Here is a 24,084-nt window from a genome sequence, read left to right as displayed (position 1 = left end):
ATATCACATTTGATTTATAGGCTAAGGTATCGCAGATTTGGTGTCAACCCTTATCGGCGGCTTCAGCGTGCATGACACCGATCGGAGCGCCGCATGAATCTCACGCGCGAACGCCACCGCGTGCGGCCCGTCTCCATGCAGAGATACGGTCTGTGCTGTTACCGAGATCCACGAGCCGTCGGCGGACTGGACACGACCCGCAACAACGATGTCCTTGGTGCGCCTGCCGATATGGCCGGGATCGTCAATGAACGCGTCGGGCTCGGAGCAGGGCACCAACGTTCCGTCGGGACGGTAGCTGCGATCCGCAAACGTTTCCGCGATGGCGACAAGGCCGGCCTCGCGAGCTCTGGCGACAAGGTGCCCGCCGGACAGACCATACAAGGCCAGCGACGGGTCAACGCGACGAACCGCGGCCACGACGACGTCGGCGATCGAGGCGTCGCGCACGGCATCGTTATAAAGCGCACCGTGTGGTTTGACGTGCGCGAGACGGCCGCCCAGCGCTTTCACGATGCCGGCCAGTGCGCCTATCTGGTACTGGATGCCCGCATAAAGGTCGTCGTGATCCATTTCCGACGAGGGGCGACCGCACTGCGCCCCACCCGGATAGCTCGGATGCGCACCAATTGCGATGTCGCGCGCGAGCGCTGCGGACGCGGTCTTGTGCATCGTGATCGGATCGCCTGCATGCCAGCCACATGCGATGTTGATCGACGTCGCGTAGGTCAGCAGGGCGTCGTCGTGCTCGCCCCCCTCCCCGAGGTTGACGTTCAGGTCAATTGCGGCCATGGCGCGGCGCCTCCGTGTTGGACGGAGAGCAAGTTTGCCGGCCGCGAATCTGGCCGTCGCCAACATAGTGGTTCTCCACCTGGCAGCTTGCGTTCAAGCCGTCGACCGGCAGCACGGCGATTTCGCTAGGCGACCTATCGGCATGGCGTTGGCCTATGAGGAGCGCGGTGAGGTACCCGAGCGCCAAAAGGACGAGCGTAAGCGTTGGCTTGGTGGAGCTCATCGTGCGGCCTCCCGGTCGATTTGCGGATCGCATGCTCGACGCGATACCGAACAGCTGTGAAACTGCGACAGCATTTGCGCGGTCTCGTAGTCGTTCTCGATCGCGATCGATGTGTCGGTCCTTGCTGCACTTTCGACCGCTGCAATTAGAGGCTTCGGCGCCGGGTCGTGCACGGCAACGCCCCAGGCCGACATTGATCGGTAGTTCCGATGTACCCGCTCCGGCAGCCTATCCCACGCGAGCCGCTCGGCTTCTGCGCCCGACTGGAACACGGCGGACCGTTGCGACGCGGGTAGGCCGTCGAGAAACCGCTTGCTGACGACCAGAAATGAGACCGGGTAGGCGTATCGCAGCGCCGTGAAATTAGGCAGGACGTCCGCGTACGCGCGGCCCGCGTCGCCATCGCCCGACGAAATGATTGCGTCGATCGTTCCTGCCTTGAGCTCGACGAGCGCCTCCTGAATCGGAAGGGAAACGACCTGCGCGCCCAACCTCGCCATGACACGCCGCGAAGACTCGTCGTATGCACGAACACGCATTCCCACGAAATCGCGAGCAGAATCGATCGGCTTGCGGGACCAGATACCGGTAGGCGGCCATGGAACGACGGCAAGCAGCACGAGACCCTGGTGCGCGAGCGCGGTACGGTAGGCAGGCTTCGCAAGCCGCGCCATCTCACGCGCTTCATCGACCGACGTAACGCTATAGGGCCGCACGGAAAGTGCGAGGATCGGCTCTTTCGCCGCCAGGTCACCAGCGAAAAGGAGAGCGAAGGGGAGTCGCGCGGAATCTTCGGACAGGGCGGCTCCAAGCGTCTTGAAGTCGAAGCGCGCGGAAACGTGTGCGGTGCCACCCAGTGCGGCTTCGAGCGTGCGAGCAAAGTCGACAGCTGCGTGCCCGGAAACAGTGTCCGCAGGATACGCGGTGGCGATCGTCCAGTTGGCAGACGCCTGACTGGGCACCTGTTGGGCGAGACCCAGTGCAGCTTGCGCGGCCCCCAGTACGGTGATTAGTGTCGCTATTGTTCGCAGCTTCATCGCGGTATTCGCTGTTAGGTCCGTAGCGATAATTCGCGCGGACTACCGATTTACCGAGAGGTTACTGTGCGGCAAGCCACATTTGCCATAGATAAGTGGCGAATGAAAATCTTGTCTGATATTACCGCGAGAAATATGAAGGTACGACGAGACCGTAACTCCTCGCCTCGTTCACGCTGACGCGAATGTCATGCGTCCCCATTTTCTGATTGATCGACTGCCGCGCATCGCGCAATGTTGAATGCGAAATCGCCAGCCGCGTTTGAATCTCGTCCGCCTTGACACCGGCCACGAGCAAAGCGAGAACTTGGTGCTCGAGCTGGGTGAGCGCCAGCTGACTGACTGCCTCGGCTCGACGGTTGGCGAGATAGTAACGCAGGATGTCGTGTGCGAGTGCAGTCCAGTCGCTTCGCGACCGCGCATCCAGAAATGCCGTTTCTCCGGCCGGGGCCGGCAGCGCGCGGCCGACATGCAGTATGCCGAGCGCTGCCTCGTGCCGGGCAGGAAAAAAGACGCTGCTCTGAAACGCCGGATAGCTGCGTACGTCCGCGAGTGGGCTGCCTGGTCCGTGAAGGAGATCAGAAGCACCGACAGGCTGATAATTATGGTGACGCGCCTGCAGGAACACGGGGTCGCTTCGATAAAGAGCCTTGTTCGAATAGTGTTGCGACCATAGTGCCGAATCGGGGCCAATCCCGGCAATCAGCGTGTCATGAAGAACGACATTGCGTTCGGTACCGTCGAGTAGGAACGCATGGAAGACACAGTCAGCTAACCCTGCCTGTTCGGCCGCATTCGAGAGCATCCGAACCAGTTCCTCGTCGGGCAGATCAGTCCGGTGCATGAGGCTCTTGCCGGCCTTTGGCCGATGGGAGCCCCTGGGTACTAGCTCTCGAAGCGGGCCATAGTGTTGTTCTGGGAAGAGAAATGCCGTCTCCCATTCGGCGAACGCTGTCAGCGAAGATGGGTTTTCGAGGGACATTCGCTGGATCGCGAGGTGGCCGTCGATGTGCCAGCGTCGGCGCTCCAACAGGTATCCGCTGTCCGCGCTACCTCGGACGCTCAAAACGAGTCGCCCGTCCGACACTGGTACCGCGACGTTGCGCAGTGTGTCGTTCGGTAACGTGTCACCATTCCAGATGCCGCCCATCGCGCGTCACCTTAGTCCTGGTGCAGTGCGAACGGCCACGTCTCGTCGACATAGGGCCCGCATACTGTTTGAACGGATCGGGCGCGAAGCCAAGCCAGCTGCTCCGGTGTCGTCACGCCTAGAACGACGGTTTGCAGGCCCAATGCAATCGCGGCTTCGATGAGACCATTGAGCACCGGCGCTGCGACCAAAGAAGCGGGCACCGCGCCGACCCATCCTCCATCAAATACAAGTCCATCGACCGGTAGCGTGGCGAAGAGTGAATACGGCGTAGTACGGTCAAGGTCGACGACAGCAAACACCTGGGCGCCACGCTCCCGTATAGCAGCGATCCTTGCTGTCGTGATGTCGTCGGGTTGCCGATCGAGGAGGTCAGTAACAGCGAGTCGGAGGCGCGCCGGTGCAAACTCACGCGACACAAGATAGCGATCGGGATCGATATCGCGCACAAACGACGTGGAGACGGACGCCCACAGCGTCATGTCGTCTCCAAGCCGCGAGACGGTTTGCGACGCGTGTGCAATCGTCAAAGCCCATACCGAATTCGACAAGCGGGTGCGCTCGACAGCATCCATGAATGTACTTGCGGTCAGCGTGCCGGCTGTTGCCCGCCGTAATAGAGGGGTCGCCCAGAGTCCACCGATCGTGTTCGCGCGCGAATTCAGTACCGGCGCACATGCGGACTCTATGCCGCCATGCAACACTGCCTCTTGGACCTCCTCATCAACTCTTCGCTCCTCGCCAAACTGTCGAAACATCGCGTGATCGTAGATGCGATATTCATTTCGGTGCGTTTGAGCGGTGGCTCTCTTTGCGAGGTCCAACGCATAGCTGGCCTGACTCCGTAGCGCGCCGGGCGTGTCATCGTATTCGGACGTGCCGATGCCTACGCTCAACGTGACGTCTTGGCTATAGCCGCGAAAATGGACCGGAAAGCGATAGGAATCGAAGAGCGTTCGTACAAAGTCCAGCGCGCGCGTTGCCGGCTCGTTTCCCGATAGGACCACCCCGAACTGATCGGATTTGACGCGCACAACGAGATCGGCAGACGACGTCAGCTGCATGAGGCGGTTTGCAACCATTCGCACGAAGCTGTCGCCCACGTCGTCGCCATATCGCTCATTGATCGCCGAGAACTCGGCGATTTCGAATAGGACCAGAGCAACCGAAGGACGCTCATCGCGCTTGAAGCGGTCGGTCGTATAGGTATCGAGTGCGCGCCGGTTTCCGAGGCCGGTCAACTGATCCGTATCGGCAATACTCGCAGTGATTGCACGTTGCTGCAGCAGCGTTCTTACATACGACTTCGCCAGAAAAGCTGTGGCGGTCAACGCGAGTATCAGCAGGAATGCCCAACCCCAATAGGCATTCTTCTGGCGCTCGAGGTCTGCATAGATGTCACGAACCGACAGCGCGACAACGGCAGTTATTGGATATCCCGGCACCGGCTGCCGGGCATAGAGTCGGCGATGGTGGTCGATCGGATCGAACAGAAAGTTCGACGAGCCGTCTGACGCTACATAACGGTCCAGCGCTTCGCCAGCAGTCGAGGGCGTGCCGTCCGACGACGCGCGGACGAGCAGTCGTCCGTCTTTCCGAAACGCGAGGACCGCGCCGTCCGTTCCTAGGTTCGCAGGGTTCGCGAAGCTCTTGGTGAGGAAATCGAGGGGTTCCGAAACGACGACGACACCGTCGAAATGCCCTTCGGCATCGAAGAGCTTGCGGGTGAACTGCAGTGTCCAGGTGTTCGACACTCGCCCGAACACCGGCGCGCCGACGTACAGCTCATCCTTCGGTGAATTTTGTTGGGCGACGAAGTGTTCGCGATCGCCGAGATGCACCGTTGCTTCAGGCGATGTCGGCCAGGCCTGTACCACCATGCCGTTGGCATTGACGAGCGTGACGAGCGTCTGGTCCGTCGGTGCGAGCAGCCCGGCCGCCACGAGCCGCGTGAGGTCGACCTGCCCTTTGTAGGTCCGGTACTGGAAGGCAACCGTACGCGCGAGGACGTCCGCGGCTGCCGTCCGTTCGGAGAGGTAGTTGGCATACGATCGAGAGATCGCCGTTGCCCGCGCTTCCGCCGAGCGGTTTGTGAACTGCTCCGCGGAGCTTAGGGCCTGGTCGACGATGAATACGACGAACAGGCATAACGCGACAAAAACTGTGAAGATCGCGATCGTCGCACGTTCAATTCCCTTCGGGTGGACTTGAAGGTCGGCACGCTCAGCAGACTTTTTTGCGAACAACATCAAGTTCACTCCCCGGCGGAATTGCGGCCCATGATTGGGTGGTATCGGGCGCGCGGCCCGCATCCTTGTCTTCATCCGTGACGTATCGCGTGCCGGTTTCTCTGACGCGACTTCGCCAACAGTCCATCTGATATTCAGTCAGCGCAATCGCGATTGTCTCGGATGCTCCGGTAGGACGATAACCGTGCTTGGCCACTGCTCGCATCGTAAAAGCGACCAGTCCAACGGAGTCTTGTCGTACCGTCTCGGTTTGAAGGAAGAGCGTGCGGGCGCCGTTATCTGCAACCAGAAAAATCGGCCCGGCGCTGGCAAACGTTGCTACAGCAAGCAAAGGATAGACAAGGCTCCTGCGGTGCATATCAGCGTCGTCGAATCGATTGGTTTAGTAAGAGGCCTGCCGCGCTCGTGGCCACCGACGCGAGTGAGGCTCGGCGGCCAACTTGCCTCACGCCCCAGAAATATTACAAGGTGTTTCTTCAAGGAATAATTGTCGCAGCGCGGAATTCTGCCGCCACTGTCAAATTTACGAGGGCCTCGAAGCAGGGCATGCCTGCCTGACGCCATAGAAGACCAATTGCCGCAGGGCGGAGTCCGACGATATCCATGGATCGACCACCGGCAACTGGGCCTCCCTCAGGATCGTGATGTCGTGCGGCGAGAGCGGGCCAATCAGTATCTGCCGACTACATGTGAAGTACAGCGCGTTGCAATCAACAACGAGCTGACAATCAGCCAGCCGGCAAACGATGTCGATCGTGTCGTCAAATACGCGGATTACCCCGCCCGCGCAAATTTGAAACTGTGTCGGATTCTCGGCGCCCATCATTTCCTCCGTTCAAATTTCGTGCTGTTCGCGCTGGATTGTCTGCTCGCGAACCTCCTGATTCATTGCCTCGATGACTGTCGTCTTGTCGAGTTTCCCGGTGATCGCGCGCTGCGCCAGGTCTATGTCGTTGGTGACAATGGAAATGTCGTGAGACGCTCGGGTGACGCCAACGTAAAAGCTCCGGTCACCGAATACCTTTGCAAGTGCCTGAAATTCGCGCTCCTGCGCTTTCTTGTCGTCGTTGTCCGGCATGTTGATCGCGAATATCGTGGTATTCCTGGAAGCGCCCTGTGCCGCGTGCACGGTCGATGCGTACGCATGATCCCAGTGCTGGCTTGTCTCGAGATTGACGGAGTGGTGGCTAATCACACCGCGATCATCGACCTGTAGGACGGCGTGTTCTCCGGTGAGCTGGACGACGCGCGCTGTCTCGCCGTTCTTGAACGTTTCGTCGTTGCGTGTGAGGCGAATCACGTCACCAACGGCCAACTGCCGGAGGTCGGGGTCGTAGACCTCAACCTTATTGTGCTTGGCCGGCTCCCAAGCGAGCGTCGATCCGTCTCGTTTCCTAAGGGTCACGATGCCCGATTCGTGATCGACGTCAATCACGCGGGTATAGTCGCCCTTGTCCGCATTGATCTGCTGGTAGGTGCGGTTGAATCGGACGACATCGCCCCGTTCGTAGTACTGCGCTTCCTTGAGCTGTGCGCGGGTAAAGCCCTTCGACACCAAGATCTCGTGTGTGGATTCGTTCTTTGACAGTTCGCCGCGCGCTTGCAGGCCCACACGCACACCTTCATTAATCGCAACGCGATCGCGATTCAGCGGCGTAATCGTGATGTTACGCGCTCGCTCCTCGGGGCTCATGGCCAAGATCTTGTCGACGGTCGACGTGACGACTTCATCCGTCTGGTGCACCCTGCCTTGCTGCGACAGATATTGAAACGACTGTGCGTTGCGCTTCAGTTCAATATCGGTCAGTCGTGCGCCGGCGTCCAACTGATTTCGGCCGGTGATGATGTCCACGGCTTCCTTCATCACGTCCGTCTTTTGCCGGTTGATGTCGGTCATATACGCCGTAGCGATACCATCTTTCTGAGCGAGTTCGAACGGCTTGCCGGCTTCCACGCCCTGCAGCTGAAGCGTGTCCCCCAGGTAGACGACCTTCGCACCGGCGTGCTCGGCGAGCCGATGCAGTTGCGCCATCTGTCGTTGGGCAAGAAACGATGATTCGTCGACAACCCATACTTCCGGCTTCCGCTTGAAGTCCGGGGCATACTGTTGAGCAAACTCGATGTCCTTCTGCAGCTGCCGTTCCTTGATCTGGAACATCGCGACCGTCTCGGCGGCAATGCCAGTCTCTTTCACCATCACTTTCGCGGCCGCTCCGGTCGGCGCCATGCCCCGCACGACATATCCCTCGGCGGCCGCGATATCGTTTAGCGTGCGGAGCATCGTCGTCTTGCCCGTACCGGCTAGCCCCTGAATCGCTACGAATCGGTCCTTGGACGTCAACGCAAGCACGATCGCATCGCGTTGACCGAACGTGTACGAGAACTGCTGCAAACGCTCGGCTTCGGCTATACGCTCCTGGACTTTGGGCGCCTCGAGCACGACCGGCGCATTGCCTTTTTCCTGCTTGACGAAGTCGAGGGCCCACCGTTCGCTCTCGAGCATTTTGCGCGTGGTGTACTTCTCATCCGGCAGCGGCACCAGGTCACCATTCTTCTCGAGCTGCCGGAAAGCCTTCATGACGTCTTGCGGCGACACGCGGCCGGTACCGTGGACCACCGCCGTCTCGACCAGATTAGACTTGTCGACCACGGCTTCGCGCTCGATCAGGTGGGCCGCGGCGAACGCCAGCGCCTGGCGGCCCGTTAACTTCGTCGGCGCGTCGATGCCCTGTGCCTTACGCTCGCCGGCTGCCGCGCGCAAGACCCCGAGGTCTATCCCCTGTTCCAGAGCACGCGCTTGCCAGTCGGCAAGCAGTTGCTCGTGGTCAACGTCCACCTTGCGCTCGCGCGTGGCGAGCGCCGCGCGCTCTTTGTCGGCCGCGGATGCAGTGTCCAGTTCGAGCTGGCGCTTACCGAGTTTTTCCTTCATTGCGGTGCGCCGCTGACTGAAATGTTCAATCTGTTCGCGGGAGATCCCTTGGATTTCAAAGTTGCCGTGCCGATCCGGGTTCGTCAGGCGATACCCGAGCTGCTGTAAGCCGGATGCGAGTTCAGCGTTGTAGATGGCCCCCGCGAGCTTCTGAGTCTGGTAGATCTCCCGGTTGTCGATCGACCGCCACTTACCGTCTGGGCGTAGCGTCACGTTCATCACGACGGCATGCGTGTGGGTCTGCGGGTCGAGATCTCGACTGGTGTTGTGCTTGAAGAGCGCGGCGACCATGTTGCCGGTATGTTCGATCGACGTGACACCGTTCTGGGTCGACCGCGTGCGGATGACGTTCTCCTCCAGATACGCCAGCGCGGACCGAACGGCAGCTTCGTGCGCGTCCCGGACGGCGGTGTCGCCGGCGACTTCGGCCATCAGCGACACGCTCTTTGGGGCGGAGAAGGTGATGTCAATGCCAGGCTGGTGGTCCTGACGACGTTCGCCCGTCTCCTCGTCGGTTACCCATTTGCCGAGCTGCTGATCCTCGACTCGACCCTCGAGTAGGTTGAGGAACGCGGCCGGCTGAACTTGCCCGGCTAGACCGAGGCGAGCCGCGCCGGCACCGAACCAGGCCGAGTGCTCGGTGTTCTCGTCCTGGGTGTAATAGTTGTCCTTCGAGAAATAGTTTCGCGTCTGGGCGGCGCTGGCGATGTTGTGCAAACTCAACATGATTGATCGGGAGCTCGCATTTGATTGTCTATTCGATGTCGGAGTTCGAATGGGCTTTCGCGGCCTGCCGTTGATCCGCGTCGAATACGAACGGTTGACCGCGTCGGTCCAGGCCACGCAGTTGCCGAGTCGGCCGCAGTCCAAGGCTCATCACCGCTCCAGTTTCATCCGCGGGGAGAGAGGTGGAATTTTCGTTCCACGGGCGGATAGCAGACGCCCGCCTCGACGGCACACCCCTGGATCCTCACCACCAAGTCCGTCGGCCGCGTCGGCGACATCGAGACGTCGACGCGGAAATCGCTGTCGTACGTCTCAACCGATTTGCCCAACGCCGCGTCGTAAACCATGGTGCCGGGCGGTTTCAGGACCGCGTATACCATCCGACCTGGCGTGGGCGTTGTGACAGTGACACGATCGCGATATAGCCGGTAGCCAGGTGCGACATGAAAGATCACGCTGACGTACCCATCTGATGCGTCGGCCATCCGCATTGTGAACGCCTGATCCGGTGGAAGTAACCCAGGCGTAGACTGCGCGAATGCGCTCACGGTCGGCGCCGCAAGGAAAAGGGCGGTGGACAAAACACGACAAAGGGCCTTCATACATGGTCTCCTCGTTGATTGCCGTCGCCCCAGCGCCAGGCGCCCGGGCGGGGTGGCAGGATTTCGCCAGTTTCCGGATCGACGCCGCCGCTCGCCGCGACGAGTATCTCCGGGTGCGCGATCCAGTCAGGTGATGGGCCAACGACTACGGATGCCGAAGCGGCAGCGGTTGCCGGCAAGCCGGCCGCCGGCGCGAATAGTTCGGAGAATGCTTGCCGCTTAATAAAAGCAGGCGCGTTTTTCCGCGGTTTGACAAACCCGTACTTCACGCGAGCGATTGGGTATTCGCCGGGATAGACCAAATAGCCGGTCATGTCCGGAAGTCGCAATATCTGTGAAGGCAACGCTAGGTCGCGCAGGAGCCGACGCTTCGCGATGCTGAATCCGTCCCGCTGAGAGTTCACACCAAACGACAGCGATTCATCCTTTTCCTCGACTTCCGTCTGCCCGATGATTTTCGAGAACATCTCAGCGGCTTCTGCGTCGGTTACGCGCAACAACAGCTTGGTTTGACACCCGTTGATAATCGTCCGCGCCAGGTATTCCCCGTAGATGTCGAGGAACTGCGGCATATCCTGCGCACCGAGCATCATGCATAAGCCGTACTTCCGCGTGTTGCTCACCGCGAGCTTCATGATATCGAGCTTCTGCAGGGTCGGGACTTCGTCGATCGAGAAGTGCAGCCGCTCGCGATGGATCGGTGTGAGGTTGAGCACCGCTTTGATCGCGATGTCGATCCAGAGAGACATGATTGGCTTGATCGCCTCGAGCATTTCCTCACGGGTCGAGATGAACATCCACGAATCACTCTCGTTGTAAATCCACTGACGGATGGAGAAAGGCTTCCCATCATCACGGAGAAACCTGAAGGACGAAAGCTGGTTCTGGACGGTCATCTTCAACGACATACCCGTGCGCTCGGTCTTGGGATCGACGTACGACGCGCCGGCGGTATTGCGCAGCAACTGGTAGATCGCGTCCAGGTTGCTCATTGCAATCGAATTGTAGAGATTGCGGTTCGTCAGATTGCCCTCTTTGTTCAACGTACGCGCGACATCTCGAAACACTTCGCGCCCAGCCAATGACCAAAATGGATCGGCCTCGCGTGGGTCGGGAATCAGGCCGGTTGCCATGCTGTCGTAGTGGTACTCCTCCTCGATCTCGTACTTGATGTTCCAGTTTGGCGAACGGTCGTCGAACGGATTCATCATGACGTCCTTGCCTTCCCGAAAAAATTCCTCGGCAAACTCGCCCGACGGATCGTAGACGATCGCGCGCTTCCCACGGGCCCGGACTTGCCTGAGCCGGTCGAAGAACTGCTGGGACTTACCGGTACCCTGTGCGCCGACCACCAGGGTATGCAGGGTCTCCGCGTTGCGCAGCATCGGCACGCCCGCAATCGAATACGGACTCTCCATGTCGTCCTGCCGAATCATCTTCGCCAGTTGCTTCCCGTTGACGAGCGTTGCGCCACGCAAATCCTTGTCGGCCATCGTGCTGCGGCCGAACTCGTACCAGTAGGCAGCGATGGAGACACATGTACACGCCGTGACGGTTCCGACGATGATCAGGAATCGCCGCAAAAAGAAGTAAGCCACATCCCACACCGGGTCCGTCAGGGCGGCAACTTGATCGACGGGAAGTCGCACTGTCTGGCCGTTGACTTCATACTCCATCGGTACCGCCGTCATCATCACGACCGACCGAAGATGCGCGATAACGTTCGCGACTGCTGGACGCCAGATGTCGCGGTCGACGAAGAATGCGGCGTAGATGAACCCGGCCGCCAGACCGAGAAACAACGAGAGCAGCAGGATATTTCGGACCGCGACGAGCACCAGAGCGACACGGTGAGTCCAGATTTCCGAGCCGGTGGAAAAATCCTGGAAGAGCCCGTTTGGTTTTTTTCCCGTCATTTCTGGCCACCCCGCAAAAGCTCGGCAGCTCGTTCCTTCGCTGAGTCACGCGCACGTCGCTCCGCAGTCATATCGCTGCGCGACACGATCTCAGTCAACAGGAACTCGCAAACAAAAATCGCTTCGACGAGTTGCGTCGGCAAAATTGCCAGCGATGATTTCTGTCCGGTTGGCGTTCCCGTCCCAGATAGCTGCCTAGCTTCTTGCAGCAACGTATCGGCTTTCGCGATAGACGCGTCGACGGATGCAATCAGCCGGTCGACCGACTCGGCGAGCGCGCCGCGCTCGGTGAGACGCCGGGCATATTCGGAGAATGAGACGCCGCGGGCCTGGGCGGTTTTCTTGTAAAAACGGACAACGTCGGGGGTGTCGCGAAAACTGACGCGGCCGGTTTCGACTCGCGAGGAAGATTTTCGTGAGGTCATGAAAAGCGCCTGGAATGAAAAGAGCGGGCGCTCGTGGAGTCGAGGAATAACCTCGGCTCGCGCACGAAACCGCGCTCGATTACGGCCCTCACGACTGCATTATTTTGATCGACAGTAGCACGACGAAGAGCGTTTCGCAATAACTCATTTATTTTCATAGTGATACTTATCGAATGTCAGACACAGCCGTTCTAGCTGTCTGACAACGTGCCCCAATCGTGACGGGGTGGGCGCGACAAATTGTCGATGTTCGCGCTTTCCGGCCATTCGGGTGTCTGACAGCGTGAACCTTAACGCAAGCGGGCTTTCGCCATACGTTGCGGCGTTTTCGCGACAGGTCGACTGTAGCTGTCTGACGCTGCACACCGCCACCGTCAGTGGCCGCGCGGCGATTCTCTTTTCATTTGGATTCCGAATTATAATTTCCAATGCCATATTTGTCTGACACCGGAGGATATGACGTACAAGAGGTTGCGCTTGATCCGCACCTCGCTTTTTTCGCTTATTTTCGTAGGTGTCTGACGCCGAAGGCACCGCGCCATGCGGCGCGACACACCGCAACAACGTTGCATGGTGTGTGACGATCGTCTTAGGGGGCGGGGATTCCCCCGCTTCCTAAGACGATCGTAGCCAACTTCACTTCAGGTTTGGGCCGGTCGCGGAGCCTTCACCCGGTAAGGTACGGCGGTTCCCGCTCAAGGGAATCGACGTAATCGGGGAAAAAGCGACGGCGTGGTTTGGTTCGTGAGCGGTGGATTTTCGGCGTTCTCACCTCGGAGCGTAGCGGAGCGGTTCAGTGCAACTTCGGCAGGAGGAAGATGGGGCGAAGCAGCGGGGAATGTGCAGATTCGGCGCAGAGGGTGGAAACGGCAGAAGGTGAGCAGCAGGTGAGGCGGTGGTGGACCGGTGAGCATTGTCCACATATCCACGGTGCCGCACGAACGGCCGTGATCGATAAAGATCACGGAGCCGGTCGCCGCGCGGTGTTGTCCATACGTCAGTGTGTGGCAACACCGGTGTGAGCGCGGGGCGCGGTGGATCTGTGGTCAATGCGGCGTCGGGAAATTTTCGTGCGCGTGCAGACGGTCGGTGTGCCGCTCGACGTCGGTGTCGGGCGGGGAGTCGAAGATTTGCGGAATGCATGCATTCCGCAAACACATGTGATTTTCGCGCGCGCCGGATTTTCACCTGACGGAGGCAGGTGGGAATTCGGCGCGCGCGTTGTGTCGCTGGGCCGCGGCCGGATTGCGGGCCAGCGGGATAATTCGGACGCGCAGCAGCGCGGCCGAACTGGACGAAATTCGCGCGATCCACATGCCCACGGCGTCGTACGCCCGGCCGTGATCGATACGGATCACAGAGCCGGGCGCCGCGCGGTGTTGTCCACACGTTAGTGTGCGGCAACACCGGGTTGAGCGCGGGGCGCGGTGGACATGTGGGTCGCGCGGGACATCGAGCGCGCAGGACGGATTGAGCGCTCGATCGGATTTGCCCGCTTGCGGGCAACTGGAATCTGTTCCGGGCTGTTGCGTGGTGGTGGCATGCCGGTACAATGCGCGGCGAGGGCCGATACCACGAAACGGAGAATCGTGAAATGAGTGAGCTATCGGAAAAGACCACGCGGAAGCCGCGATCGATCGAAGATGAGATCGCGAGGGCGGCGGCGAAGCTGAAAAAGCTGCAGGACGAACAGCGCGAGCGGCTCCGCAAAGATCGTGAGCGGAATCAGAAGGCGGTACTGGAGCTGCTGCGCGCGGAAGGGCTGGACGAGATCCCGGCGGAACAGTGGAAAGAGCGGCTCGAGGCGGTAAAAGCGGCGCTCGCCAAACGGGGCGAGACGCCGGCGCCGGAAAAAACCGCCCAGGCCGAACCGCCGGCTGCTGTCGCCGACGGCGCGCCGGTGTGATCGTTGGGGCAATCCGGCGAAGCGCGAAGTATGCGCGGAGCGGGATTGCCCCGATTCATTTGCGCATCGCGCAAACTGGATAACGCATTGGTCGCGGGCTGGCGGGTGGTCGCGGCGTAGCGGCGAGCGCCCGCCAGCCCGCGACGCCGCGCAAAAAATCCCGATTCTGGCGTGCTCGTGTACGGTCGCTTTCACGGTGAGGCCGAGCGCACACACCACAGGCAGGATCGCCCAGAATTCCGGGATTCAAGGTGCATGCTGGCTAGTGATCGAGTGGGCTGGCGACGCCATCTGTGTTCGCCGGCCCTGCGGCCTAGTAACCGAGCCAGTCGAGCACCTCTTTCCCTTCATATTCTTCGCGGTCGCCAACGTCAGCAAGAAACTCGGCAAAATCGACGAAGTGCTTTTTTATCTCAGCCTCGGCTTCGGCGCGTGTCACGGTCATCTCGCACGCTTCAAAGTAGGAATATGCGGTCATCTGTTCATCCTCGCGAATGGATCGTCACGGAGCGCTCACGGCAGGTAACGGGACCAGTCGTCAATGTGCACGGTTGTCAGCCAGAAATCGTATGCGCCACTGTCGTATGCGTCGGTCAGTTCCGCGATTCGCGAGAAACGCGGCGTATGGAGAAAGACCCCGAAATGGGCACGGCCGAGGCGATAGGCTCGCGCCGTCGCCCAGTTGCGGCACCACGCTTTCGCGTTGGTGGCGAACATGCCGATGAACGCCGCGACCAACCAGACGAGCCGGATTTTCCAGCCGTACCAGAGCGGGCTATTGCGCTTAGCCGACGCGCCGAGATTCTTCATTATTTGCTCCTTGAGCAAGGCTCGACATGGCGAGCGCTGGTCGCGTCGATGACGCGTTATCGGGAAAACGCACCATCGAATGCGGCGCGCTGCGTGTCGGACAGGTTTGCCGCGTCGATCTGCGTCGCGCCGCTCAGAATCATCAGCGCGTACGGTTCGGCAAGAAGCCGCGCCTCACGGCACAGGATCGGATCGCCGTCGCCACTCGGTTGGCGTGCGCGCCAAATGTTGATCGCGCGCTCAAGCTGATCGATGCTCAGAATCGTTCCGGTGTTCATCGTGTGTTCTCCATAATCGTCGCTGTGGCCCAATGCTGGGGTGACGTCATCCGTGAATCGGGCAGGGGTCGCCTCGCGCGGCAATACAGTGCGGGCAGTTTTCAAGTTCTTCGCACATAGCCGCGTCGTTTTGCCCCTGCTCCCATGCGGCCCGCAGAAGCGGCTCGTCGGCGAACATCGTCGGCAACTCACTACGGCCATTCCAATAATCGTTGCGCCCGAGAGTCTCGGTGTCGATCTGAACCTCGATCATGTCGAATTGTTCCGCATCGGTGATTGAGGCAATCCGGGCAAGCGCAAACGAGACACGAATATCAAGACCGCGCATGGTACGTCTCCTTACTTGAACGATGGAAAGCGCGTCCGGGCGGACGCGCACGACGTTAATGAATGATTCCGAGCGCTTCGCGCACAATGCGTTGCGCGTGCGCTGCGCCGAACTTCTCGCCGTGGGAAAACCCACGCTTGTAGACAGCAATGGCGGCGTTGATCTGCTCGGCGGTCCAGCCGGACGGCAGCGTAAACAGCCCTTCGCCGTCTGCGTCGTGAACCGAAATATGCTTCCAGATTCCGCTTTCGTGCGAGATCGCGAAATGGTCCTCGGTGATACCTTCAATCATCAGTTCATCAGTCTCGTAGCTCATCGTGAGTCTCCGGGTTATTGCCAAACCGGCGACCACGCGCCGGACGAAAGGCGAAACAGGGTGATGCGGCGCACGCAACCGCCGACGCTCGTTTCGAGTCGCACGGCGCGCGCGTCGTCATCAGGACGGGTCCAGCGATGCAGGACGCGAATCGAGGCGTCAGCCGTGCAGCCGAGCCAATGGGTCGCGATCAGACGGAGTCGGTTCGAGCGCCGCGCTAGATCTGCCTTTTGGTGGGCCTCGGGGGGGGCGGGGGGAACGCCCGCGTCGTTGGTGTGGCTGGATGGGTTGGGGGTGTTTGCGCTCATGGTTCCGTCCTTTCGTGTCGGGTTGTGAATCTGCCTTTCGGAGCCGCCTCGACGCGGTTTTAGCGGGGTGGGTCAGGGGTGCAAGGGAACCGTGGAATACCGGAGCGCGCGCAGCGCGCGAGGATATGCCGCGAAAGTCCCTTGCACCCCTGACCCATTCCGCTATGCGTCGAAAAGAGGCGGGCCGGAAGGCAGATTCACGCGCTTAACCCGACGCGAAAGGATGGAGCGCAAACACGGCAGTCCCCAACCCAGCCAGCCACACGACGCGGGGACGCACAGCGGCCCCGCGTCCCGTCGCCCGGCATCGCCGGGCGCTAGACCTGATGTCCGCCCGCGCGTAGCGGGCGCGTACTCCACGAGCAAGCGAAGCGCGCAGCGCCGGCACGGCGCGCAGACGTCAGGGATTGAAGCCCGTAGGGGCGAGACTCGCGCAGCGAGGCTCGACGCGCAGCGCGAAAGCCCGGCCCGGAGCGAAGCGGAGGGAGACGCCCGAGCAGCGAGTCAGGGAAGTGCCACCAGTGCATGCGCCACAGCGACGAGCGCATGCACGGCATCGGAAAGGTGATCCTTTACGGGAGTGGCAGAGAATCGGAAAGTGAGAATTTTCGGGAGTAGATCATCATGCTGCGTACGGCCCGCCGAAGGAAACTGACCGGCACGCCGCACCAGCGGGCGCGGCGCACCCGCTGGCGTCGATCAGGTCAATCTCGCGGCGGCATGCCTTCGCCTTCCGCTACAGACGCGTCGTCGCGGACGTCGTCGGCCGACGCAACCAACGCAGGCTCGTCGGCCTCCGCTTCCTCGGCGCTTTCGTCGGCATGCGACGCCTTCGCCGGAACGTCCCACAGCTTCATCCGCACGGCTTCGGCCGTGACGAAATGCTCGGGCAACCAACCGCGCCCCGCGATCAGCCGTTCGGCCTCGGTCGCCGCGTCCCCCTTCTTGAGCTTCGCCACGCGCATCGCATCGGAAGGCGACACGGCCGCGCTCACGACGTCCACGATCCGATCTTTCGAAACGTGGTCGAAGTAGCCCGCCTTCGTCGGTTGCCACGCATCCGCGAGATTCAGCCCGAGCGCCGGGATCAGTGCGTTGATCGCGTGCGGCCGCTCATCCGGGCGCACGCTGTCCACGCTCGCCGCGACGTACTGCGCGAGGATCAGCAGCAGGCGCTCGTCGGTCTGCTCGATCAGCCAGCGCAGCAGCGCGTCACTGTCATTCGGGATGACGCCTCCCCAAACCCGGCGTTGCTCTCGCCGCATCGTGAACGCAAGGTCGTCGTCCAGTTCCGGCGCATGCTTCGTCAGGTTGTGGGAGTGGTCACGGAACGTCACGTCCAGCGCGCTCCCTTCGGTACTGTGGCCGTACTCGCCCGCCAGCAGCCGGTGCACGAGCGCGGCGAGCGCGACGTGCGGCTGCTGCGCGAGGGCGGCGGCAACGGCCGCCGTGCGATGCGCGTTCAGGCGCAGCGTCAGCCGTTCGGAGTGCGGCCCCTTCGCGGGCTTCACAGCCGACGCGCCGACGCGCGCGGGCTGACCATCTGACGAGTCCTCGTCATCGTCGTCACCATTCTCGCCACTTTCGGTCGTCGCGGCTGCAACCGGCTCACGCGCAACGAGTCCGCGCTCGATCACGGGCTCGCCGTTCGCATCGAGCGAAAGAAGCGCGCCAGCCTGCGCCATGTCGTCGGGATGGTAGACGAGCAATGCCCCCTCGATCTCATCCTGACGCATGCTCAACGCGCCTTCTTCCAGCTCCAGCCGCTCGGCGGCTTCGTCGTCCATGTCGTCGGCTTCCCACTGTGCCGCGATCTCGGCCAGCCGCTGATCGATCGCCGCCAGTTCTTTCGCCACCTCATCGGTGGGTTCCGTTCGACGCGGCAGCACCGGGCGAAATTGCGACCGCGTGGCATGGTCCCGTTCGGGCATGGCTTTCACCCATGCCCAGCCTTCGGCCAGTACCGACGCGCCGAGTGCTTCCAGTTGCTCGGTCGCGAGGCGCAGCATCAGCGCATGATCGCCATACCACGCATCCTCGGCTGCGGAGAACAGGTCGCGTCGCACGGCACCGCCAGCCGCTTCGAACGCCTCGACGCCGACGAATTTCGCGACGCGATTGCTCACGAACGACTGTTCGTCGCGCACGAAGCGGCGGCGAATTGCATGCGCGTCGCGGTTGTACGGCTCGGCGTCGAACCACGCGGCCTCTTGCTCGTCGTGACTGTCCGACAGCGCGAGCGCCTGCATTTGATCGAGCTTGATCTCGCCGGTGCGGAACAGGTCGACCAGCTTCGGAGAGACGCGCGCGAGCTTGAGGCGGCGCTGCACAGTTTTCGGATGCACGCCGTACAGGTCCGCGATTTCCTCGATCGACCGACCGGATTCGACCAGAATCCGGTAAGCGTCGCACGCGTCGGCCGGGTGCATCGGCTCGCGCATTTCGTTCTCGGTTGCCGACAGCAGCACGGCGTCCTCGACCGGCACGACCCGGCAGCGCACCGGGTGGTCGGCGGGGATGTAGTCGTGTTCGAACAGGTAGATGAGCGCGAGGCGGCGGCGTTCGCCAGCGGCCGCGCCGAACGTCTGCGCCTTCCGCGCGCCGACCTTCATTGGATGGACGATCAGGTTCTGGAGCAGACCGACTTTCCAGATATTGAGAGCGAGTTCCTTGATGCCGGTGGGCGGCACGCGCCGCACGTTGTAGGGAGACGCGACGAGCCGTTTGAGCGGAATGTCGCGCAGCTCGTCTGCCGTTCGGTGAGCCTCGGGGGGTGCGGGGGGAACGCCCGCATCGTGGGCGAGGGCCGGGATCTCGGTGGTCACTGCGTTCATAAAAGCCTCCTTTACGTCGGGGTGGAAAAAGCTGCCATTCGGAGCCGCCTCGACGCATGGGGAGTGCGGACGCGCAGGCACTGCAAGGGCGCGAGCAAGGCCGCAGCGCCGCGGCCGCCAGGCCCGGCGACCGGGCGCCGCGCGCGGCAACGCGAACCCTTGCGGTGACGGCGGGCCGCACTATGCGTCGGGATGAGGCGGCCCGATGGCAGCTGATGCGCCGACGGGAGAGGCTGGAACGCGGGGACGGCTGCCGAGACCCGGACATCGCCGGCGCCGGGCCGCACGCGCGGCCCGAGCGCGAACTCCGCGCGGCTCGCCGCGCGGCTGGCGGGGCGGCCAGCGCCGGGGCCGGACGCCGGCGGCGGCCGAGCCCCAGGAGCGGACAGCCCGTTTCTCTGGCGCGCGGGTGCGTGCGGCTTGCGTGCCTGGCGCAGCCGGGCGCGCAAGGTGCCGCGCGCCGGCTGGATATTTGGAACGGTGAAGATCTACCGCGACCAGCTGGGGCGAGCAGTCCCTGCCCGCGCCGGCCGCTCGATGCGGGCGGGGTGGGCCGCCCCGGATCAGTGGAACAGCTCGTGGTACGGAATCGGCCTTCCGCGTTCCAGGCGCCGGCCGGGCCCGCGGGCCCACGCCGGCGGTGGAACATGGTCTAGCGGCGAACGCCGCCGGCGCCAAGCGCGCGCCGGCGGCCGCGCCTCACTTCGAAGCGTTTCGGCGCCCTTCAATAACGCCAGCGTCGTACGCCGCGGTCAATGCGGCACGGATACACCAGACGGCACAATCATGGAAATCCAGCCGGTCGCTGTAACGCGTTTCAAGCGTGTCGATGTTCAGATGGATACGCGCGATCGCAAACAGCAACATTTCGAATTCGCCTTTGTTCATGGGTGTCTCGGCAGAGGCCTGCCGCGGGCAAAGTCCGGGCAGGCGGGTGAATTTATCGCCGGGCGCACTGACCGGCCTGGAACGCTTCCAGCATCGCGTAACGCAACGACGTCGGCAGGATTTCGATTTCCGTGTCGGAATCCCGCACGTACGAGATCTCCGGGCCGAAGGCGTTGGCTGCGATCGCGGCCAAAATTGCATCAATCAAATATCGGGGCATGCTGTTCTCCAGTTGTGCCGGCCGCGGCGCGCGGCCGGCGCTCGTGTGGTCAAGAAAGCTGCACTGCGCCGCAGTTCTCGGCCAGGCAAAAGGCGAAATACCAATTTCGGTACAGTTCGGCGAACAGGTGATCGCAATCGGCGTCGATTGCCCCAAGGAATTGACTGAAATCGTCGGCCAGCTTTGCGGAAGTCCGAGATCCGAGCGTTCCCGATGTAATCGAGAAATCGATCAGTTCCTTGAATGGGCCGTCCTTTGCCGCGATCGCGCCGTTCGTATGGCAGATTCGCGCGGCGCCGATCGAGATCGCCGGGTAATCGGCGAGCTCGGCCAGGCGCTCGCGGAAAATGTCGTGCATGACGTAGGTGCCGGCGCTGAATTCGAACGAATTCCGGTACCGATAGATACGCCCCATGTCCAGGTCGCTGGCGCGGTACGGGAACCGCACCGCGGCGTCAAGGCGGACGCAAAACACGTCGACAGGGTCGCCGTTTTCGTTCGTGCGGGGATGGTCGAGCTGCTCGAGACCGGAATAGGCTGAAACGATCAGTTGCATGATGAATGTCCTCTGTTCGAGTCTTAGGCGGCGGCCAACGCCGCGCCGGCAACGGGCGCCGTCAGGCGCGCCTTGGCGGCAGCAAAGTAGGTCGCGTCCAGTTCGATGCCGATATACCGTCGCCCGAGCTCGCGGGCGGCAACGCACGTCGAGCCGGAGCCGGCGAACGGATCCAGTACGACGTCGCCGGGCTGCGTAAAAGCGGAAATGAGTGTGCGCAGCGCGGCGACCGGCTTTTCGGTCGGATGGTGGCGATTGCCGCTGTACGGAAACGGCATGACGTCGGCGATCGGCGCCGCCGGCGCCGCGGGCCGCCCCTTGGCGAGCAGGTAGGCCGATTCGTGCTGGTACTTCACCAGGCCGGCCTTGGACGCGTAGGACTTCGTGAAGACGAAATGGCCGGCCACGCGAAAGCCGGCGGCCTTCCAGGCGTCGAAAAACAGGTCGACCTTGTTCCAGCCGTAGAACGAAATGCACACGGCATCGCGTTTCAGGACGCGGAACATTTCGGCGAACGCCGGCGCCAGCCAGTCGCCGTTCACGTCGTTCGCGATCGAGCGGCCGCTGCGATCGCGGAAATTCACGAGGTAAGGCGGGTCCGTCACGATGCAGTCGACGGATTCGGGGGCGAGTTTGGGCATGGCGACCAGGCAGTCGCCGTTGTACAAATAGCTCACGGTCAGCTCCATAGAGTTGAGATAGGGGCAGCCAGAGCGATGCGGCTCGCAAACCGTGCTACCCGGAGCTGGCGAGCGCCCGCAGGGGAATGGCGGGCAAGGGGACCGTGGAATACCGGAGTGCGCGAAGCGCGCGAGGATATGCCGCGAAAGCCCCTTGCAGGAGCGGCGCGCCGTGCGACATTCGTCGCGCACGGCGCAACGGTCCGTCCGCCAGGGCACGGCGGGCGAACGTGGGCTCCGGGTTGAGAGGTCGACGGCAGCGGCGTGCCGGCGGAAGGGGATGGACCTGCAGGACGCAGCGGACCGACGGTGCTGCGTCCTGGTCATGAGCGCCGCAGCGATCTCCGATCGCGCGGCGCGATCGCGATTCCGTCAGCGCGGCCGCGAGAGCGGCCGCCGCGCAAAATTGTCCGCACGACGGCCGAGCGGGTTGAGGTACTGCAGCGTCAGAACAGCGCCAGCTGCTGCGCCTCGAGGCGAGCATCTCGACGCTGCACGTCGACGTCGCTCGCGAGCAGCTCGATCGATGCACCGTCTGGATCCTCGACGCTCGCGTCGAGCGGAATGTGCGCCCCTCGCGGGGCGTCGGCCGCACCAATACGCTCAAACTCCGCACGCGTTGTGGCCTGAAGCGCACGCACGGCGTGTTCGGGCAGCACACACGCTACAGACGCGTACTGGCCGTCAAAGAAGCGCTTCACAGCGTAGCGTTCGCCTCCGCCGTGCCTCGGCCGGTATACGGTCAGGTCGACGCAGTCGGCATCGCGCCGACCGTTGGTCCAGCCCACTGGCCCACAAGGCACTAGACCACATTCAGCGGCGATCGCCGCGCCGCGCGCGATCAGGTCGGCGTGCGCCCGGTCGATGACGCGATGCAGATTGGGCATCTTCAGGAAAAGCTGATTCATTGGGGCGTCCTGGTCGTGCTCGGGGCAGCCGAACCACGACGGCCGGCTGCCCGCAAAATGTGAGATCGCGCACCATCCCTCATCACCAGGTGCGCGACGGCTGGCGTCGGCTTATCGAAAGCTGTCGGGACGCTCCCGCCACGCCTGCACCTCACAAACCTTCACGAGCTCGAACGGCGTCTCGCCGTCTGGCTCGATGCCAGGGTTCTCCAGAATGACGCGCAACGCATCTGCGTCGCTCAGGGCGGCCAAGGCCGTCAGAAGCCGCTCGCGGCCAGCCTTGCGCGCACGAGCCCACTCGCTCCCGTCCTCGTCGTTCCAATCCGGCACGGTGCGCAGCTGAAGGCCATACGCGCGGGCGGCTTCAATTGCGGCAATTTCGATCGTTGTCATGTTTGGCTCCTTGGTCACTCCGGTCAGTGGACATCGCGCCGCACGAACAAACGCGCGGCCGTAGCCGAGCGGGGAAAGCCGTGCACGTCGGACGTCTCGGCAAGCATGGCGGCGACGTCCATCTGCACGTTAGATCCCGAGCGAAGGCTGCCCGCCCGGTGCACGCCGATCACCTCGAGCAGCTGCAGGTTGCCCGCGCGAAATCCGTCGACCGTCATCACGGCGCGCACGTCCGGCGCCAGCCGATCGCCGTAGCGCGACGCGAGCCGCGCGAGCGCACGCTCGATCGCGCAATCGCTGAACTGTCGCGACAGCGCGATCCGATCTGCAGCGAGACGAACCGTCTGCCGGCCGCTGGACGTCAACATGAAATGTTCGACGCGCTCGAGCCTGCCGCCGTCGACCAGACGGGTGGCCTGCAGCGGCATCACAAGGCGCGCGACCTGGACGTCTCGCGGGCCATCGGTCCAGTCGATGCTCAGCTGCGTGCCGTGTTCGTTCTTCGCAACGCGCACCGCGAACGACGTCGCGGGGAAACCTTCACGCAACACGGTCTGCACCAACTGCGCGGTCTCGACAAGCGTCAGCACGTCGGCCAGCATCGCGGGCGCGGTGGCGGAATCCCGGCTGCCCCGCGCGCGGACGGACTCGGAAATCTGGGTACGGCGATCTGCAATGTGATGGAACATGTTGAACCTCGAATGATGGTGTACGGGACAATGTGAGGCGAGGGCGCCGGCGGCGGCCGCCGGCGCGTTCGGGTTAGCCCTTGAGCTTGCGCATCTCTTCGGCGAGCACCCACATGGCACGATTCAGGCGGAGATCCTGATCGATGCCGGCCACACCGCGTGTCGACATCCGGCGGCCAGTGGCCGAGCGACCACGCAGTCCGCCCTTGATCACGTTCTCCTGCACGCGCTGGAACGTGGTCCAGAGGTCGGGACGGTTGTCTTCGGTACGACGCGCGCGAAGCAGCTGATCCTCGGTGATCGGCGCGGGCGCTTCGGTCACGTCGTACCGGAGCGCCAGCACCGACCGCGCGAACGCCTGTTGCTCGCCTTCATCGAGCTGCACGGCTTCCATCTCGCTCTTGCATTCACGGATCAGGTCGAACCCGTCGAGCACCTCGTGCGCGCCCTCGACGACGTGATCGACGACGTCGCCCTTGTGCGGCACGCGGATGTCGTGCGTCGTGTCGCCGAATACGAGACCGTTCTGGCAGACGAATCGGTAGTAGCCGGCCAGCATCTGGTAGCTGCTCGACCCATCGTGGCTGTTGAGGAGGATGATTTCCGGGGTTTCCGGCGACGCGACCTGCGACGCGTGGCGCAGCCGGAGCATGTGCTTCGTGTGCTCGCGCTTCGCGGCGACGCGAACGCGGGTCTGACAAACCATGAAGGGCTGGAACCCTTCTGCGCGAAGCTTCGTGAGGATCTCGATGGTCGGAATGTACGTGTAGCGGTCCGACCGCGAGTCGTGCTTGTCGGCGGCGAAAATCGACGGCGCGACCTCACGAATCTGCTCATCGGCAAGCGGCGTGTTCGAGCGAAGGATCGGGGCGTTACTGCCAAACTTGGTTGCGAGTTGCATGCTTTTCTCCGTTGAAGATT

At 62.4% G+C, this 24,084-nt stretch carries 26 protein-coding genes; 1 reads left to right on the top strand and 25 read right to left on the bottom strand.

Annotated features, from left to right (window positions below; genetic code table 11):
• Positions 1-21 precede the first annotated feature (21 nt).
• The 10 genes from pxpA to ABD05_RS35040 form a co-directional block, all read right to left on the bottom strand.
• Positions 22-792, bottom strand: coding sequence for a 5-oxoprolinase subunit PxpA (gene pxpA / locus ABD05_RS35085; protein WP_047904794.1), 771 nt, complete (start codon positions 790-792; stop codon positions 22-24).
• Positions 779-1,015 carry a hypothetical protein gene (locus ABD05_RS35080; RefSeq protein WP_047904793.1) on the bottom strand — a complete coding sequence of 79 codons (237 nt, stop codon included), beginning with the start codon at positions 1,013-1,015 and terminating at the stop codon, positions 779-781. The genes pxpA and ABD05_RS35080 overlap by 14 nt, the downstream gene beginning before the upstream one ends.
• Complete coding sequence (gene dctP, locus ABD05_RS35075; protein WP_047904792.1) at positions 1,012-2,052, bottom strand: TRAP transporter substrate-binding protein DctP; 1,041 nt, start codon at positions 2,050-2,052, stop codon at positions 1,012-1,014. The genes ABD05_RS35080 and dctP overlap by 4 nt, the downstream gene beginning before the upstream one ends.
• Positions 2,053-2,173: 121 nt before the next feature.
• Entirely contained in the window at positions 2,174-3,202 is a 1,029-nt protein-coding gene (locus tag ABD05_RS35070) for a LuxR C-terminal-related transcriptional regulator (RefSeq protein ID WP_047904791.1), read from the bottom strand.
• Between the two features lie 11 nt (positions 3,203-3,213).
• Entirely contained in the window at positions 3,214-5,451 is a 2,238-nt protein-coding gene (locus ABD05_RS35065) for a sensor domain-containing diguanylate cyclase (RefSeq protein WP_238594245.1), read from the bottom strand.
• Complete coding sequence (locus ABD05_RS38480) at positions 5,426-5,809, bottom strand: surface-adhesin E family protein (protein WP_158361740.1); 384 nt, start codon at positions 5,807-5,809, stop codon at positions 5,426-5,428. Before ABD05_RS38480 ends, ABD05_RS35065 begins: the two co-directional genes overlap by 26 nt.
• Positions 5,810-6,286: 477 nt before the next feature.
• Positions 6,287-9,106 carry a MobF family relaxase gene (mobF, locus tag ABD05_RS35055; protein WP_047904789.1) on the bottom strand — a complete coding sequence of 940 codons (2,820 nt, stop codon included), beginning with the start codon at positions 9,104-9,106 and terminating at the stop codon, positions 6,287-6,289.
• Positions 9,107-9,270: 164 nt separating this feature from the next.
• The gene (locus ABD05_RS35050; RefSeq protein WP_082146352.1) at positions 9,271-9,708 is read right to left on the bottom strand and encodes a protein-disulfide reductase DsbD N-terminal domain-containing protein; all 438 of its coding nucleotides are present in this window, start codon (positions 9,706-9,708) and stop codon (positions 9,271-9,273) included.
• Positions 9,705-11,624, bottom strand: a complete 1,920-nt coding sequence (locus ABD05_RS35045; protein WP_047904788.1) for a type IV secretion system DNA-binding domain-containing protein — start codon at positions 11,622-11,624, stop codon at positions 9,705-9,707. The genes ABD05_RS35050 and ABD05_RS35045 overlap by 4 nt, the downstream gene beginning before the upstream one ends.
• The gene (locus ABD05_RS35040; RefSeq protein ID WP_047904787.1) at positions 11,621-12,049 is read right to left on the bottom strand and encodes a hypothetical protein; all 429 of its coding nucleotides are present in this window, start codon (positions 12,047-12,049) and stop codon (positions 11,621-11,623) included. The genes ABD05_RS35045 and ABD05_RS35040 overlap by 4 nt, the downstream gene beginning before the upstream one ends.
• A 1,594-nt stretch (positions 12,050-13,643) precedes the next feature.
• Here ABD05_RS35040 and ABD05_RS38715 point away from each other — a divergent pair.
• The gene (locus ABD05_RS38715) at positions 13,644-13,955 is read left to right on the top strand and encodes a hypothetical protein (protein ID WP_047904786.1); all 312 of its coding nucleotides are present in this window, start codon (positions 13,644-13,646) and stop codon (positions 13,953-13,955) included.
• Between the two features lie 313 nt (positions 13,956-14,268).
• On the opposite strand, the gene ABD05_RS38710 is transcribed toward ABD05_RS38715, so the two are convergent.
• The 15 genes from ABD05_RS38710 to ABD05_RS34975 all read right to left on the bottom strand — a co-directional run bounded on the left by ABD05_RS38710 (position 14,269) and on the right by ABD05_RS34975 (position 24,064).
• Positions 14,269-14,433 (bottom strand): hypothetical protein, encoded by a 165-nt coding sequence (locus ABD05_RS38710; RefSeq protein ID WP_167347874.1) that lies wholly within the window; start codon positions 14,431-14,433, stop codon positions 14,269-14,271.
• A gap of 35 nt (positions 14,434-14,468) precedes the next feature.
• Positions 14,469-14,765: a hypothetical protein gene (locus ABD05_RS35030; RefSeq protein WP_047904785.1), complete on the bottom strand. Its 297-nt coding sequence runs from the start codon at positions 14,763-14,765 to the stop codon at positions 14,469-14,471.
• 56 nt (positions 14,766-14,821) lie between these two features.
• Complete coding sequence (locus ABD05_RS35025) at positions 14,822-15,043, bottom strand: DUF3717 domain-containing protein (RefSeq protein ID WP_047904825.1); 222 nt, start codon at positions 15,041-15,043, stop codon at positions 14,822-14,824.
• Between the two features lie 46 nt (positions 15,044-15,089).
• On the bottom strand, positions 15,090-15,371 hold the full coding sequence (locus ABD05_RS35020; RefSeq protein ID WP_047904784.1) for a hypothetical protein: 282 nt from the start codon (positions 15,369-15,371) through the stop codon (positions 15,090-15,092).
• 55 nt (positions 15,372-15,426) lie between these two features.
• Entirely contained in the window at positions 15,427-15,687 is a 261-nt protein-coding gene (locus ABD05_RS35015; protein WP_047904783.1) for a hypothetical protein, read from the bottom strand.
• A gap of 14 nt (positions 15,688-15,701) precedes the next feature.
• Complete coding sequence (locus ABD05_RS37210; protein WP_238594244.1) at positions 15,702-15,995, bottom strand: hypothetical protein; 294 nt, start codon at positions 15,993-15,995, stop codon at positions 15,702-15,704.
• 704 nt (positions 15,996-16,699) lie between these two features.
• Positions 16,700-18,829, bottom strand: coding sequence for a ParB/RepB/Spo0J family partition protein (locus ABD05_RS35010; protein ID WP_047904782.1), 2,130 nt, complete (start codon positions 18,827-18,829; stop codon positions 16,700-16,702).
• Between the two features lie 699 nt (positions 18,830-19,528).
• Complete coding sequence (locus tag ABD05_RS35005; protein ID WP_006481578.1) at positions 19,529-19,717, bottom strand: DUF6900 domain-containing protein; 189 nt, start codon at positions 19,715-19,717, stop codon at positions 19,529-19,531.
• 52 nt (positions 19,718-19,769) lie between these two features.
• Positions 19,770-19,937, bottom strand: coding sequence for a hypothetical protein (locus ABD05_RS38705; protein WP_167347873.1), 168 nt, complete (start codon positions 19,935-19,937; stop codon positions 19,770-19,772).
• A gap of 49 nt (positions 19,938-19,986) precedes the next feature.
• Positions 19,987-20,493 carry a hypothetical protein gene (locus tag ABD05_RS35000; RefSeq protein ID WP_047904781.1) on the bottom strand — a complete coding sequence of 169 codons (507 nt, stop codon included), beginning with the start codon at positions 20,491-20,493 and terminating at the stop codon, positions 19,987-19,989.
• A 23-nt stretch (positions 20,494-20,516) separates the two neighbouring features.
• Positions 20,517-21,170, bottom strand: coding sequence for a DNA methyltransferase (locus ABD05_RS34995; RefSeq protein WP_038740883.1), 654 nt, complete (start codon positions 21,168-21,170; stop codon positions 20,517-20,519).
• Between the two features lie 449 nt (positions 21,171-21,619).
• Positions 21,620-22,081 (bottom strand): hypothetical protein, encoded by a 462-nt coding sequence (locus ABD05_RS34990; protein ID WP_047904780.1) that lies wholly within the window; start codon positions 22,079-22,081, stop codon positions 21,620-21,622.
• 111 nt (positions 22,082-22,192) lie between these two features.
• On the bottom strand, positions 22,193-22,474 hold the full coding sequence (locus tag ABD05_RS34985) for a hypothetical protein (RefSeq protein WP_047904824.1): 282 nt from the start codon (positions 22,472-22,474) through the stop codon (positions 22,193-22,195).
• Between the two features lie 23 nt (positions 22,475-22,497).
• Entirely contained in the window at positions 22,498-23,163 is a 666-nt protein-coding gene (locus ABD05_RS34980; protein WP_047904779.1) for an LPD29 domain-containing protein, read from the bottom strand.
• A gap of 73 nt (positions 23,164-23,236) precedes the next feature.
• Positions 23,237-24,064 carry a DUF932 domain-containing protein gene (locus ABD05_RS34975; RefSeq protein WP_047904778.1) on the bottom strand — a complete coding sequence of 276 codons (828 nt, stop codon included), beginning with the start codon at positions 24,062-24,064 and terminating at the stop codon, positions 23,237-23,239.
• Positions 24,065-24,084: the final 20 nt, after the last annotated feature.

The organism is Burkholderia pyrrocinia, assembly GCF_001028665.1.
Taxonomy (GTDB): Bacteria; Pseudomonadota; Gammaproteobacteria; order Burkholderiales; family Burkholderiaceae; genus Burkholderia; species Burkholderia pyrrocinia.
The sequence above is the reverse complement of the archived record's forward strand: the minus strand, read 5'-3'. Positions and strand labels throughout refer to the sequence as shown.